This window comes from Coleofasciculus chthonoplastes PCC 7420, assembly GCF_000155555.1.
GTDB classification, from domain to species: domain Bacteria; phylum Cyanobacteriota; class Cyanobacteriia; order Cyanobacteriales; family Coleofasciculaceae; genus Coleofasciculus; species Coleofasciculus chthonoplastes_A.
Genome location: NZ_DS989846.1, coordinates 391,016 through 403,947, shown reverse-complemented (window position 1 = coordinate 403,947; position 12,932 = coordinate 391,016). Strand labels below are relative to the sequence as shown.

The 12,932-nt window shown below is 45.0% G+C and carries 15 protein-coding genes; 8 read left to right on the top strand and 7 right to left on the bottom strand.

Going from position 1 to position 12,932, the window contains the following annotated elements; genetic code table 11:
* Positions 1–124: 124 nt before the first annotated feature.
* Positions 125–922 carry a TrmH family RNA methyltransferase gene (locus tag MC7420_RS10780; protein WP_044206494.1) on the top strand — a complete coding sequence of 266 codons (798 nt, stop codon included), beginning with the start codon at positions 125–127 and terminating at the stop codon, positions 920–922.
* Here the strand turns inward: MC7420_RS10780 and MC7420_RS41365 are convergent.
* Entirely contained in the window at positions 917–1,072 is a 156-nt protein-coding gene (locus MC7420_RS41365) for a hypothetical protein (protein WP_232231683.1), read from the bottom strand. The two genes, MC7420_RS10780 and MC7420_RS41365, sit on opposite strands and share 6 nt — an antisense overlap.
* A gap of 1 nt (position 1,073) precedes the next feature.
* Positions 1,074–1,346 (bottom strand): hypothetical protein, encoded by a 273-nt coding sequence (locus MC7420_RS41360; protein ID WP_006100373.1) that lies wholly within the window; start codon positions 1,344–1,346, stop codon positions 1,074–1,076.
* 718 nt (positions 1,347–2,064) lie between these two features.
* Between MC7420_RS41360 and lpdA the strand changes: the two genes are divergently transcribed.
* From lpdA to MC7420_RS10750, 4 genes are all read left to right on the top strand, one after another.
* Positions 2,065–3,498 carry a dihydrolipoyl dehydrogenase gene (gene lpdA, locus MC7420_RS10765; RefSeq protein WP_044206491.1) on the top strand — a complete coding sequence of 478 codons (1,434 nt, stop codon included), beginning with the start codon at positions 2,065–2,067 and terminating at the stop codon, positions 3,496–3,498.
* A 142-nt stretch (positions 3,499–3,640) separates the two neighbouring features.
* Positions 3,641–4,543: an indole-3-glycerol phosphate synthase TrpC gene (trpC, locus tag MC7420_RS10760; RefSeq protein WP_006100092.1), complete on the top strand. Its 903-nt coding sequence runs from the start codon at positions 3,641–3,643 to the stop codon at positions 4,541–4,543.
* A gap of 41 nt (positions 4,544–4,584) precedes the next feature.
* Positions 4,585–4,872, top strand: a complete 288-nt coding sequence (locus MC7420_RS10755; RefSeq protein ID WP_006100119.1) for a DUF5340 domain-containing protein — start codon at positions 4,585–4,587, stop codon at positions 4,870–4,872.
* 53 nt (positions 4,873–4,925) lie between these two features.
* Positions 4,926–6,080 carry a pyridoxal-phosphate-dependent aminotransferase family protein gene (locus MC7420_RS10750; protein ID WP_006100169.1) on the top strand — a complete coding sequence of 385 codons (1,155 nt, stop codon included), beginning with the start codon at positions 4,926–4,928 and terminating at the stop codon, positions 6,078–6,080.
* A gap of 192 nt (positions 6,081–6,272) precedes the next feature.
* On the opposite strand, the gene MC7420_RS10745 is transcribed toward MC7420_RS10750, so the two are convergent.
* The 5 genes from MC7420_RS10745 to MC7420_RS10725 all read right to left on the bottom strand — a co-directional run bounded on the left by MC7420_RS10745 (position 6,273) and on the right by MC7420_RS10725 (position 9,248).
* Positions 6,273–6,464 carry a DUF2949 domain-containing protein gene (locus tag MC7420_RS10745; protein ID WP_006100242.1) on the bottom strand — a complete coding sequence of 64 codons (192 nt, stop codon included), beginning with the start codon at positions 6,462–6,464 and terminating at the stop codon, positions 6,273–6,275.
* Positions 6,465–6,918: 454 nt separating this feature from the next.
* Entirely contained in the window at positions 6,919–7,485 is a 567-nt protein-coding gene (locus MC7420_RS10740; RefSeq protein WP_006100103.1) for a DUF192 domain-containing protein, read from the bottom strand.
* 172 nt (positions 7,486–7,657) lie between these two features.
* Positions 7,658–8,359 carry a response regulator transcription factor NblR gene (gene nblR, locus MC7420_RS10735; RefSeq protein WP_006100066.1) on the bottom strand — a complete coding sequence of 234 codons (702 nt, stop codon included), beginning with the start codon at positions 8,357–8,359 and terminating at the stop codon, positions 7,658–7,660.
* Between the two features lie 102 nt (positions 8,360–8,461).
* Positions 8,462–9,004 carry a DUF3368 domain-containing protein gene (locus MC7420_RS10730; protein ID WP_083798978.1) on the bottom strand — a complete coding sequence of 181 codons (543 nt, stop codon included), beginning with the start codon at positions 9,002–9,004 and terminating at the stop codon, positions 8,462–8,464.
* The gene (locus tag MC7420_RS10725; RefSeq protein WP_006100212.1) at positions 8,997–9,248 is read right to left on the bottom strand and encodes a UPF0175 family protein; all 252 of its coding nucleotides are present in this window, start codon (positions 9,246–9,248) and stop codon (positions 8,997–8,999) included. Before MC7420_RS10725 ends, MC7420_RS10730 begins: the two co-directional genes overlap by 8 nt.
* A 278-nt stretch (positions 9,249–9,526) precedes the next feature.
* Here MC7420_RS10725 and MC7420_RS10720 point away from each other — a divergent pair, with 278 nt between their 5' ends.
* The 3 genes from MC7420_RS10720 (at position 9,527) to MC7420_RS10710 (ending at position 12,885) form a co-directional block, all read left to right on the top strand.
* Positions 9,527–10,897 carry a DNA cytosine methyltransferase gene (locus MC7420_RS10720; RefSeq protein ID WP_006100343.1) on the top strand — a complete coding sequence of 457 codons (1,371 nt, stop codon included), beginning with the start codon at positions 9,527–9,529 and terminating at the stop codon, positions 10,895–10,897.
* Between the two features lie 11 nt (positions 10,898–10,908).
* A complete protein-coding gene (locus MC7420_RS36780; RefSeq protein ID WP_006100305.1) occupies positions 10,909–11,748 on the top strand; it encodes a TdeIII family type II restriction endonuclease in 840 nt (279 codons plus the stop codon).
* Positions 11,749–11,907: 159 nt separating this feature from the next.
* Positions 11,908–12,885 (top strand): NAD(P)-dependent oxidoreductase, encoded by a 978-nt coding sequence (locus MC7420_RS10710; protein ID WP_006100310.1) that lies wholly within the window; start codon positions 11,908–11,910, stop codon positions 12,883–12,885.
* Positions 12,886–12,932 lie beyond the last annotated feature (47 nt).

Sequence of the window (12,932 nt, the reverse complement as noted above, 5' to 3'; positions counted from 1 at the left end):
CGGATTGGTAGACGCGCTAGATTCAGGTTCTAGTGTTCGCAAGAACTTCCGGGTTCAAGTCCCGGGTTCCGCATTGAAAATTGTAGAGACGCGCCATGGCGCGTCTCTACATACCATTGAAATAATGCTAACCAGTACCAAAAATCCTCTAGTTAAGGCAATTCGGAAATTGCACACAGCCAAAGGACGACGGGAGGAGCAACTTCTGTTGTTAGAGGGAACTCATCTGTTAGCAGAAGCCTGTGCGGTCAATTATCCCTTAGTCACGCTTTGTTGTACACCTGATTGGCAGCAGAGTCATCCCCAACTTTGGCAAGACGCTACCCCTCACTGTCAGCGTGTAGAACTTGTTAGCGCCTCGGTTCTCAAAGCCATGGCGACAACAGTTCAGCCAGATGGCGTAGTGGTAACGGCAAAATCTTCATTCCTCGCCCCGCCTCAGATTCCCTGTTCCCTTGGTTTAGTTTTAGAGACGCTGCAAGATCCAGGAAACTTAGGTACGATCATTCGTACCGCCACCGCAGCCGGTGTGGATGGTTTATGGCTAAGTCCAGACAGTGTAGACTTAGAGAATCCCAAAGTCTTGCGAGCTTCAGCCGGTCAATGGTTTCGTCTGCCCATAAGTGCTAATGCCAATCTGAGTCAAGTCGTTAGGCAAAGTCAGGCTCAAGGGGTACAAGTTGTGGCAACTCTACCCAAAGCGCCGTTGAGTTACTGGGAAATAGATTGGCGCATTCCCACGCTAATTCTACTGGGGAATGAAGCGGCAGGACTAAGCTCTGAGTTAACCGTACTTGCTGATCAAGCGGTGCAAATTCCCCTCGGTCAGGATGTAGAATCTTTAAATGTGGCGATCGCAGCAGCTTTAATCGTGTATGAAGCACTGCGCCAACGGGTTGGGGGAACAGGCAATAGGCTATAGGCTATAGGCTATAGAAATTTTGTCCCTCATCTCCTCCAGCTTCCCCAGCTTCCCCAGCTTCCCCAGCTTCCCCAGCTTCCCCAGCTTCCCCGGCTTCCCCAGCTTCCCCGGCTTCCCCGGCTTCCCCGGCTTCCCCAGCTTCCCCTGCACTCTATTCCTCCTCCATTGGTTCAGTGTCGCCAAAAAATGCATCCAGATCAGCCGCCGCTTCTTCGAGAAGATCTAGATCAAAAACGTCATCGTCTGACTGAGCAGATTTTGATTGAGGAGTTTTTGATTGAGGAGTAGGGGATTTCAATGAAGAAGGACGGGATTTCGATTGGGGAGGAGGAGATGTATGACCCAAGAGATTCTCAAGTTGGTCAAGAGACTCTACAAACGCTCTAGCTGCTTCATTTCGATGATTTTGCTGAGGTTCGCACATAATAGTTTATCCCCTAAAGCTAGTGTTTATTGAGAGTGAACGCTACTCATTAGCCTATACTCGGAAAAACAACACCCTTACCGTTTCATTCTATGGTATAGTTTTCTAGTTTTAGGTGGACACAATTAACGTGAACGGTGAAGAACGTCATTCGTCATTCGTCATACTCGCGCAAGCGAGAAGCAAACTACGTCATTCGTCCTTTGTAAGGGTTTGATGCTTGTTCACAAAACTTAGTAGACCTGCTGTTTTCTTTTGTCCGACTACTTAGATTAGGATGAAGAATTGCTCTACTGAGTCAGATAGGAGTATTCGATAAAAGCTCCGTTTTTTCGGAAAATAATAAGCTGTCATGCATTTAAATTGGGTATTAGTAGCGAGCAAGATGCAAAGCCTGCGGCATGGCTTCGCTAAAGCCTGCGGCATGGCTTCGCTAAACGCACTACAAGGATTGCGCCATTATTGATATTAAGGTTTAAATGTCGAACAGCTTATTTACTCAAAAAATAGTTCTTGTATAGTAAAAGATGCTAAAAATTATGTCGAAGCAATTAAACCACAATCTAAGAAATCTCCGTGACCTATCCAATTTAACAAACACACAACCCTTAAAGAAACCACCGCCTCAGCTAGATCAGGCAAAATTTTTCAGCAAAAGCTTGCGATTAGTCAGGGGTCAAGTTGAAAATAAGGGGGCAATAGCGTCAGGAAAATGGATGTGAGTCAAGAATTTGATTACGATTTAGTGATTGTCGGTGCTGGCGTCGGTGGACATGGCGCTGCCATACATGCTGTTAGTTGCGGCTTGAAAACCGCAATCATTGAAGCATCGGAGATGGGCGGGACTTGTGTCAATCGCGGTTGTATCCCGTCAAAAGCCCTATTAGCCGCATCAGGGCGGGTGCGTGAGTTACGCAATACTCATCATCTGGAATCCTTGGGAATTCAGGTGGGTGGCGTAGAATTTGACAGAGGCGCGATCGCGAACCATGCCAATACCCTGGTAAGTAAAATTCGTGGCGATCTCACCAACAGCCTCAAACGCTTAAAGGTGGATATCATTCCCGGTTGGGGTCGAGTAGCAGGACAACAAAAAGTAACGGTGACGACAGACGAGGGTGAAAAAACAGTCACCGCCAAAGACATTATCCTCTGTACAGGTTCCATTCCCTTCGTCCCCCCCGGTATTGAACTCGACGGGAAAACCGTCTTTACCAGCGACGATGCCCTAAAGCTGGAATGGTTACCTAAATGGGTGGCAATTGTTGGCAGTGGTTATATCGGGTTAGAGTTTGCTGATATCTATACCGCCCTAGGGTCAGAAATTACCATGATTGAAGCCCTGGATCAGTTAATGCCCACCTTTGACCCCGATATTGCCAAACTCGCTAGCCGGGTGCTGATTTCTCCCCGCGATATGGAAACCTATTCCGGCACTCTGGCACAAAAAGTGACTCCGGGTTCACCCGTTGTGATTGAACTAGCAGATGCTAAAACCAAGGAAGTCGTGGATGTCTTAGAAGTTGATGCTTGCTTAGTCGCCACGGGACGGATTCCGGTAAGTAAAGATTTAGGCTTAAGCGCCGTAGGCGTGGAAACAGATCGCAGAGGCTTCATCCCTGTCAATGATCAAATGGCAGTGTTATCCGGCGAGGAAGCCGTTCCCCACCTCTGGGCAATTGGTGACGCTACTGGGAAACTGATGCTGGCACATGCAGCATCAGCTCAAGGAGTTGTCGCCGTGGAAAATATTTGTGGGCGTCATCGTACTATTGACTATCGCAGCATCCCCGCCGCCGCTTTTACCCATCCAGAAATCAGTTACGTGGGACTCACGGAACCCGCCGCCAAGGAACTCGGTGAACAAGAAGGATTTGAAGTTGCCTCAGTGAGGACGTATTTTAAAGGAAATTCCAAAGCGATCGCGGAAGGAGAGGCGGATGGGATTGCCAAAGTTATCTATCGTAAAGGTAGCGGTGAAATCCTCGGAGTTCACATTTTCGGCATCCACGCCTCTGACTTAATTCACGAAGCCTCAAACGCGATCGCCCAGCGACAGTCGGTGAATACTTTGGCATACTTAGTCCATGCTCATCCCACTTTGTCAGAAGTCCTTGACGAAGCCTACAAGCGAGCCGTTGCCAGTCATTAGATAAGGCAGGAGGCAATAGGCAATAGGCAATAGGCAACACCTCGGCTTCGCTCGGTGTGTCATAGGCAATAGAGTTTTTTGGACAAAGGACAAAGGACAAAGGACGAAGGACAAATGACCAATGACGAAGGACAAATGACCAATGACCAATGACCAAAAACAAATTCGCCGTCGTCCACCTAATCCGGCGGTTGACCTGAATATCTTACGTTATCAAGTTGTTCTCCCAGATGCCCAGCCACGGCATATCCTAGAAGAAATTGTCTGGCATAAAGAAAAAGAAGTTGACCAGATGCGGGAACGGCTGAACTTAGCTCAACTGCGGAAACAGATCGAGTCAGCCCCGCCAGCGCGGGACTTTAAAGCGGCATTATTAGCGGCAAAGACTCGTCCCGCCTTAATTGCTGAAGTGAAAAAGGCATCACCGAGTAAAGGCGTGATTCGGGAAGCATTTGACCCAGTTGCCATTGCCCGTGCTTATGAACAAGGGGGGGCGAGTGCCATATCCGTGCTGACGGATAAAAAGTTCTTCCAAGGGAGTTGGGACAATCTCAGCTATGTCAGGGAAACTGTAAATTTACCAATTCTGTGTAAAGAGTTCATCATTTATCCTTATCAACTCTACCTTGCTCGGAGTCGTGGCGCTGATGCGGTATTGCTGATTGCGGCTATTTTGTCGGATCAAGACCTACGGTATTTTGTCAAAATTGCCAATGGTTTATCCATGACCCCTTTGATCGAAGTGCATACTCTGGATGAATTAGACCGCGTGTTATCGGTAGATGGCGTTACCCTAGTAGGTATAAACAATCGCAACTTGACAGATTTCTCGGTTGATTTGCAAACGACCTGCCAACTTCTGGCAGCACGAAGTCAGCAGCTTGAAGAACGCGGTATTCTGGTTGTCAGTGAGTCAGGACTGCATAAACGTGCTGATTTAGAGCAGGTCGCATCGGCGGGGGCTACAGCCGTACTGATCGGTGAATCATTGGTCAAACAGCCTGATCCAGCCCTAGCCGTTACCAATCTGTACTCGTTCAACTGAAGCGCGATCGCGAATTCGTCTTTTGAGGTAAACCCGGTTTCATGGAGCCAATACCCCTTCCGTCTTATATTCACTACGAACTGCTACTACAGATGCTAGAGCGTCATACTGCCTTTGCCACGAATCAAAACCCCATGATTCGAGAACAGGTGCATCAATTGATTGTTGCACTCCGCAAAGCGTTAGCCCAGCAGAAACAACTCGAACAAACCTGTAATCGGCTCAATTTACCGGTTGAGTACCGTTGGTCTCTCAATAGTGTCAATGTTGAGTCAAAATCATCAGATAATGGTTTTCCCCTAGATTCGGATACCAAAACTCAGTCATGAGATAGTGGTGTGATTCAGAATTAGGTGATGCTCAAAGGTTGAGGATAAAGCTCATGGATAATAAGTTGATGCTGATGATTCCCGGACCAACACCGGTGCCTGAACAGGTTTTGCTGGCGTTAGCCCAGCATCCGATCGGACATCGCAGTGGGGAATTTAGTGCCGTTATGGCAGAGGTAACCCAAAACCTAAAATGGTTACACCAGACTCAAAATGATGTTTTGGTGTTAACGGTGAGTGGTACGGGTGCCATGGAAGCCGGGATTATTAATTTTTTGAGTCCCGGCGATCGGGTTTTAGTCGGAAGTAATGGCAAATTTGGCGATCGCTGGGCGAAGATGAGCGCGGCGTTTGGTTTAGAGGTGGAGGCGATTACAGCCGAGTGGGGTCAACCCCTTGATCCGGAAGCGTTTCGCCAAAAGCTGGAGGCGGATACGGATAAGACAATCAAAGCCGTTATCGTTACCCATTCAGAAACCTCCACCGGGGTACTCAATGACCTGGAAACGATTAACCGTTACGTCAAAGACCACGGTCAAGCTCTGATTATTGTAGATGCGGTAACCAGTGTGGGCGCGGTCAATTTACCCATTGATGAGTGGGGGATTGATGTGGTGGCGTCTGGTTCTCAGAAAGGCTATATGATTCCCCCAGGGTTAGGGTTTGTTTGTGTCTCGGATAAGGCTTGGCAAGCCTACGAAACCGCTAAACTGCCGCGCTTTTATTTAGATTTGGGAAGCTATCGCAAAGCAGCACAAAAGAATAGTAATCCGTTTACGCCTCCAGTCAATTTAATGTTGGGACTGCAAACGGCGTTGCGAATGATGAAAGCTGAGGGGTTAGATAATATTTTTGCTCGTCATCAACGATTGATGCAGGCAACGCGGGCGGCGATTGAGGCGCTTTCCCTTCCCCTATTTGCTCCGGATAACGCCGCTAGTCCAGCGGTAACGGCGGTAGCCCCTGTGTCGATTGAAGCCGAAAAAATTCGTAGCGTGATGAAAAAACGTTTTGATATTGCTCTAGCTGGGGGACAAGATCACTTCAAAGGCAAAATATTCCGTATTGGTCACTTAGGCTTTGTCTGCGATCGCGATATTTTGGCAGCAATTGGAGCGCTAGAAGCCACATTGCGAGAGTTAGGATATGAGTCTATGACACCGGGCGCTGGCGTGTCAGCGGCGGCTCGCGTCTTGACTCAATCGTAGGTTAAGCCATAAACGAGACACCCAAGACGCCAAAAAAGAGCGGGTCAACTAGCGACCCGCTCTTTCTAATAGAGTAATCAACGGTCAATGGATCATAAGGTATGAAATTCAACGGTTTAGACGTGAATGGATTATTCCCAAAGCGTAAGCATTTAGACATTCTTCATTTTCTCCTGACCGATTGTTTGAGTTTCAGACTGTTTCCAGCCAGTCATAGATTTGGTCTAATTGCTGCAATGTTACTAAACCGTACTGCCACAGAATCATTGGTAATGGTCCTGGGTCTTGTTCCCGACGTCGTTGAGCGATCGCAATGGAATCAGTAGAAATTGCCAATTCCTCTTGCAAAAATCGTAAAAATTCAGAATAGGTTGCAGGTGCCATAATGGCTGTTCACCTCCTTATCGGCTACTATTGTGGAATCAGCGTCCTGCCTCCTTTAGCAATGGGTAGACAGATTTAATACTGTCTACTAGCTGAGGGTTCTTTGCTTATTGTGATAGGTTAATCCGGCACTGCTTGTGTCCTAGATCACTGACCATCTAAGATCTTGATTGATCGAGTTGAAAACTCACTGGATGTGCTGACCAGGTATCGTTTTAACCTTCACCCCCCATCAACTTGAGGGTAATTTTAGTTAACTCACTTCACACCACTAAAAGCTAGTTGCAGACTACACCCCTACTTGGTCGTGTTAATGGGTAGCCACAGCTAAGACAGGTCACTACCTCGTCGTCAGATAGTCTTTTATGAGAATCTATCTTACGAAATGTTAACGTAATTTCGTATAAAGATCTTTACATTGTTGATTTAAGTTTTCAATGATGTTAATCAAGTTTTAAGATTCTGACGAGGGATTAATCTCTTCCTCTAGGAGGATGATTTTTAGGCGATCGCCTACTTGTAGTCCCAGTTGAGCGGCTCGTCCTCCAGGGAGTTCAATCACTTGGTCAACCAGAACCCCTGGTCCATAGGTAGGACAGGGAGTGGAGATACAGGGGGGAACATTTTCCGCGATCGCTTTGACCTCGCCATCTCGCAAAAAGATCATATCTAGGGGGATTTTCACATTCTTCATCCAAAAGCTAGCGCGTCGCGGTGGGTTCAAGGGAAACAACATCCCCCGATCTGGCGCTAAAGCCGTGCGATACATCAATCCGATCTGCTGTTGTCGAGGTGTCCTAGCCACTTCGAGTAAAATCAGCTGATCACCGATCTGGGTTTGAGCGCTAATAGGTAACATCTGACCGGAATTAGAGGATGACGAGGAGAGGGATGGCGGTTCTGGAAGTTGTTCGCCAGATTTTAAGGGGGTGCCATCGGCGACAGGGTTGGAACCGGATGCCGAACATCCAAACAGTATCAGACTAAGCGTGATTCCGAATAGGCGAGTATGATAGGTCATGAGTTTAGGTTAGGGAGATGGGGTTGTAGAGACGTGCCATGGCACGTCTGGGAGCAGGGGAAGATGGGGGAGATGGGGGAGCTGGGGAAGCAAATAACCAATGACGAATGACAAATGACAAATGACAAATGACAATCAAAACCGTTAACTTTAATTGTTCCCACCCACTTAACTAAGATTCTCGTAAAACATACCCGACACCCCGGACAGTTTGAATAAGACGCTTGTCACCCTCATCTTCAATTTTCAGGCGTAGATACCGGATATACACCTCAATCACATTCGACTCACCCAGAAAATCGTATCCCCAAACATTTTCCAGAATTTGTTCGCGAGTTAAAACTTCACGGGGATGGGTCATCAAATACTTAAGCAATTCAAACTCTTTCATCGTCAAGTCAATCACTCGTCCTCCCCGCATAGCGCGGCGCGTCGTCAAATCTAACGCCAAATCCCCAAATCGGAGTTGTTCACTCGTATTGGTATCCGGTTCTAGATACAGACGTACCATCTGCAAAAAGGCATCAGCGCGGTAGGGTTTAAGGAAAAAATCATCAGCACCCGCTTCTAAACAGGCGACTCGATCCTCAATCGTGTCGCGAGCGATGAGTAAGAGTAGGGGGACACGAGAACCCGCTTTTCTCAGGCGAGTACATAAACTGAGACCGGATTCGCCAGAACCAGAAAGCGATTGATCCACAACCATCATCGCGGGTTGGAGTTCACAAGCTTGATGCCAGCCGCTAGGCGCATCTGTCGCGATAACCGTATGATAGCCAGCTTCTATTAGATCTAGGCTCATGCGTTGAGCTAGACTTTCATCGGTTTCTACGAGCAAAACACAGGGATTACCGTCAAGGGGAGCAGATTGCATAGATGGCACTGGTGGTGAGTCGTTGGATGTAACACCGGAATTTCCTCTATTGTTCTAGCATGACTGGGCGAGTATCATTCCGCCCAGAGTGACAGAAATAACTCACCCGTTCACATTTCCCTTGTTCAACTTCTGCCAAGGTATACTAGCAGCCATCACTCTCCTGCTAATCTGGCGAACATCGTCAATAATCTTGTCAGTTAACCACATTCCCTGAGTCCGAAGCCTGATGATAATGGGGGCAATTAATGGTAAATATCCTAACTGTTTAGCTTTGACCAATACACCGAGAGTGCCTGTGTATTTTAATTCATTCAAATTAGCGATACGTCGCGCCAATTGGTCATCAAAAACCAGTAAACTGTCTGGGTTTTCTAAGCCTAAGGCTATCACCTCAGCTTCACCCTGTCCTAAATCAACGATAGCAGGAATAAGGGCAGCGGACGCAACTGGACGAATTTGAATCCATTCGATAGCGTTGACTATTGGTACATCAACCCCTTGCCGTTTACCGACTTCTAGTTCTTGGGGTACAGCAGGGGGTACGGTAATTGTACTGTATAGTTGTTGCAGGAGTTCTAAGCAATTAACTTGGTGAAGATAGAGTAGGGGTGATGTGTTGACAATAATTAGGGGTTCAGGCATTGTGGACATCCTGTTCTAATTCTTCTGGGGTTAAAGAGAAGGGAGATACCTGATAACGCCCTAGTAACATCAGAAATTCTACTCGTGAGATTCCGGCTAATTGAGCGGCGCGTCCGGATGAGAGTTTTCCCAGTTCAAAGAGTTTTACGGCGGCTAATAGCTGGAGTTCTCTTGCAATGCTTTCGGGTGTTTCTTTGAGACTGATTAATATTTCTTCAGGAATATCGAGTTGAATTGTACTCATGGTTGATATCTCCGTGGGGAATAGTATGGTCGTAGTTATTCCTAGGGTAGCTGATGGAGTATAAAGCCTAGTGATCGCGCTAGAGATTAATGGCATAGCTGGTTTGCTGGTGGATTGCCTTTAATGACCTTAACAAGGAATCCTATCCAACTGGATATCATCAGCGGATTGGGGCAGACGCGCGATTGTGTCCAGGTTGCAGGACGGGTGGAACTTATCTACAATAATCAAATGATCTCTATTCGGAGCGACCATTGACTGCGATTAGCCTCAATCCTATGAAATCTTTAGACCATGGCGAACAAATAGAATTATTTCAATCATTCAAACCGACTAATCTTATATTTTTTAAACCTAAATTTACTTTCGTAGACTTATTCGCCGGAATCGGTGGATTTAGAATTCCCCTAGAAGAGTTGGGGGGTAAATGTTTAGGTTACTCAGAAATAGACAAAGAAGCTGTTAACGTCTACAAGAAAAATTTTATTAGTTATATAAATGCAGATGAACTATATTTAGGAGACATAATAGCGCTGCATAAGTTGCCGTTTGAGGTCGATATTTTGGTTGGTGGTGTCCCTTGTCAACCTTGGTCTATTGCGGGTAAATTACAAGGGTTAGATGATCCGAGAGGTAAGCTATGGATTGATGTGTTTAGAGTTGTCCAGGTGAACCAACCCAAAGGATTTATCCTGGAGAATGTTAAAGGGTTAACAGAACCCAGAAATAGACCGAGCTTGAACTACATTATTCAGAGTTTAACCCAATGTGGTTATCAGGTTAAGTTTCAAGTGCTTAACTCTTACGATTTTGGTTTGCCTCAAGATAGAGATCGAGTATTTATCGTCGGCATTAGAAATGACATAGAAAAGAGTAAAAGCTTTGATTTTCCTAAGCCTTTAGGTAAGCCGATTAAGCTCTATGATGTCATTAATGGTATTGAGCGTTGTCAGTTTACTAAGAAAAAATTTCCTGCCGAGATTTTATTTGATGGAAAAATCCCAGCCGCCAGAGGTAGATTTCAAAAAATCGATGAATTAAATGATTTTTTTATTTTCGCTGACATCAGAGATGGACATACTACGATTCATTCTTGGGACTTGATTAAAACAACGACTAGAGAAAAATTAATCTGTAAAACGATTTTAAAAAATAGACGAAAGAAGATCTACGGTCCTAAGGATGGTAATCCCTTAAGCTTTGCGATATTAAGCGAGCTTGTTCCCGAACTGAAAATTGAGGAACTTGAAAATTTAGTCTCTAAAAAAATCCTTCGTTATATTGATGATAAAGGATATGAGTTTGTCAATTCAAAGATATCTTCAGGTATTAACGGTGTTTCTAAAATATTCTTACCTCATGCCGATGTAATCGCCACGTTAACGGCGACCGGAACAAGAGATTTTGTTGCAACAAAGTCTCTGGCGTGTCAAGAGCCGGAAGCCTATAAAAAGACATTCATCAAAGAAATTTGTAGAAAGAGAAAATTTAAGCGACTTACCGCGCAAGACTACGCCAGATTGCAAGGGTTTCCAGAATGGTTTCAACTGGCGGATAATGAAGCGACGGCTAAGTATCAACTGGGAAATGCTGTTTCAGTTCCTGTTGTCTATCATTTGGCAAAAGCTTTACTCAATGTTATTTTTTAAAGGAAATTTACATGGTGGCTATTAGCAACATAAATCGGTCAAAAATTAAAAGATATTTAGAAAAATTCATCGATGAATTAGTCAATGAATATAAAGGTCGAGAAATTGTCAAACCTGATAGCGCATCAGAGTATTTATCGCGCCGATCTTCTCAGGGAGAATTGAAACCCTTTCAAGCTTCACTTATTCCACCAAAATTAATTCGCATCAACCAGTTTGAACGCGGATTAAGTACCCGCTTGGGAAACTCTATAGAAGAATGCGCTCGTATCATAGCTCAAGATTATTATCCAACGGTACATCGAGGTTATGATATTACTGCCCAAGTTAGTATCACTGCCTTTGCTGAAGCAGAACGCCAGAAGGAACAGTATGAATCGGCTGCAAAGGGGGGACAAGCCAAGCCATCTTTTGAGGAGATGATAACAGCAATGTTAAACGCTCGACGTTCCGATGATTTAGAAGAAAAGCAGGTTCGGGCTGACCTTTATATTCAAACAGATGACGGCAGAGAATTAATATTTGAGATTAAATCCCCTAAACCTAACAAGGGGCAATGTTTAGAAATATTACAGCGTTTGTTGAGATTTCACTTGTTGCGTGGTGATAACTCGGCTCAGGTTCAAGCTTACTATGCGATGCCTTATAATCCTTATGGTTCGACAAAAGCTGATTATAAATGGTCACAGGCTTTAAATTATCTACCGTTTGAGGAAACTGTAGTCATTGGGCAAAATTTTTGGTCAATCCTTGGCGGTGAAACCACATACGAAGAATTATTAGAGATTTATCTGGAAGTTGGACATGATAAAAGTAAGTCCATGCTAGATTCTTTGGCTTTTGGATTTTGATGGAATACAAAATAGAATAATTTCAATCGTTTAAACTTAGTCTATTGCCGAGCAACGACAAGGGTTAGATAACCGGACAAATCAACTAAATAATTTTGTTAATTTGTATTTATGTGAATTGTATAGCTATGCTAAAATAAAAAAAATTAAGTAATTCTTATGGTATCAACCGAAAGCACTTCAAAAACTGAATTCCACCCCAATTATCCTACAATTGGTATCATTGGTTGCGGCAATATTGGAGGAAAACAAGCCGCTAATTTTATAGATCACGGTTACTCGGTCTATGTCTACGATCTTGATCAAGATTCTATGGCACAATTGCAATCTTTAGGTGCAAGAATTACCCAAAGTTGTGCCGAACTTGCAACCTGTTCAGATATAATCTTTACCGCATTACCAACTCCTGATGATGTGATCACAGCGGTGCTAGAGGGTGAACAAAACTTGAGCCAAGGATTGCAATCCGGAAGTGTTTACGTGGATATTAGTACCAACTCTCCCGAAACAATTCTCAGAATTCATCACGCCATGGAAAAACTGGGAATTGAGATGTTAGATGCCCCCTTTAATGATTGCTCGGAAGGAATTAAAAGTCAACAAGGTATGGGTTTAGCGATTCTGGTTGGTGGCTCAAAGGGAACCTTCGAGCGAGTTGAATCCATCCTTCAACTAATGGCAGATCAGGTTCTTTATTGTGGAGAAATTAGCTCCGGAACTCGATGCAAACTTATCCACAATGCTGTTAATGCGATCGCGGTTCAAGCCGTGAGTGAAGGAATTACGTTGGGTTTAGCTTCAGGAATCGACCTACAAACGATTTGGGATGTGCTACGTTTGGGATCATTTGGTCAGAATCCTGGGGACATTCACGGCTTACCTCACTATTGGTTCTCACGACGCTGTGATGATTTATCTCAACACCCTGAATTTACTGTTCAATTACTCCATAAAGATTTGCGGTTAGCTCTGGAGTTGGCTAGTCAGCATGACATTAGTGTTCCTCATTTAAGCTTAACCATCAAAGATTATGAAGAAGCCGAGCGACGCCAATGGTCTGATTATGCTACGACTAAAGTCCGCTGTCTACAAGAAGAACGAGCTGGAGTAATTGCTCAAGATTCTCCTCAGCTATAGCGCTACGCGCTAGGCAATGGGAAATAGGCAACCCAACTCTTTTTGTC

Excerpts from the sequence above, each read along its gene's own strand:
- MC7420_RS10780 (WP_044206494.1), top strand. The coding sequence starts at position 125 with ATGCTAACCAGTACCAAAAATCCTCTAGTTAAGGCAATTCGGAAATTG.
- MC7420_RS41360 (WP_006100373.1), bottom strand. The coding sequence starts at position 1,346 with ATGTGCGAACCTCAGCAAAATCATCGAAATGAAGCAGCTAGAGCGTTT.
- trpC (WP_006100092.1), top strand. The coding sequence starts at position 3,641 with ATGACCAATGACCAAAAACAAATTCGCCGTCGTCCACCTAATCCGGCG.
- MC7420_RS10755 (WP_006100119.1), top strand. The coding sequence starts at position 4,585 with ATGGAGCCAATACCCCTTCCGTCTTATATTCACTACGAACTGCTACTA.
- MC7420_RS10750 (WP_006100169.1), top strand. The coding sequence starts at position 4,926 with ATGGATAATAAGTTGATGCTGATGATTCCCGGACCAACACCGGTGCCT.
- MC7420_RS10745 (WP_006100242.1), bottom strand. The coding sequence starts at position 6,464 with ATGGCACCTGCAACCTATTCTGAATTTTTACGATTTTTGCAAGAGGAA.
- MC7420_RS10740 (WP_006100103.1), bottom strand. The coding sequence starts at position 7,485 with ATGACCTATCATACTCGCCTATTCGGAATCACGCTTAGTCTGATACTG.
- nblR (WP_006100066.1), bottom strand. The coding sequence starts at position 8,359 with ATGCAATCTGCTCCCCTTGACGGTAATCCCTGTGTTTTGCTCGTAGAA.
- MC7420_RS10730 (WP_083798978.1), bottom strand. The coding sequence starts at position 9,004 with ATGCCTGAACCCCTAATTATTGTCAACACATCACCCCTACTCTATCTT.
- MC7420_RS10725 (WP_006100212.1), bottom strand. The coding sequence starts at position 9,248 with ATGAGTACAATTCAACTCGATATTCCTGAAGAAATATTAATCAGTCTC.
- MC7420_RS10720 (WP_006100343.1), top strand. The coding sequence starts at position 9,527 with ATGAAATCTTTAGACCATGGCGAACAAATAGAATTATTTCAATCATTC.
- MC7420_RS36780 (WP_006100305.1), top strand. The coding sequence starts at position 10,909 with ATGGTGGCTATTAGCAACATAAATCGGTCAAAAATTAAAAGATATTTA.
- MC7420_RS10710 (WP_006100310.1), top strand. The coding sequence starts at position 11,908 with ATGGTATCAACCGAAAGCACTTCAAAAACTGAATTCCACCCCAATTAT.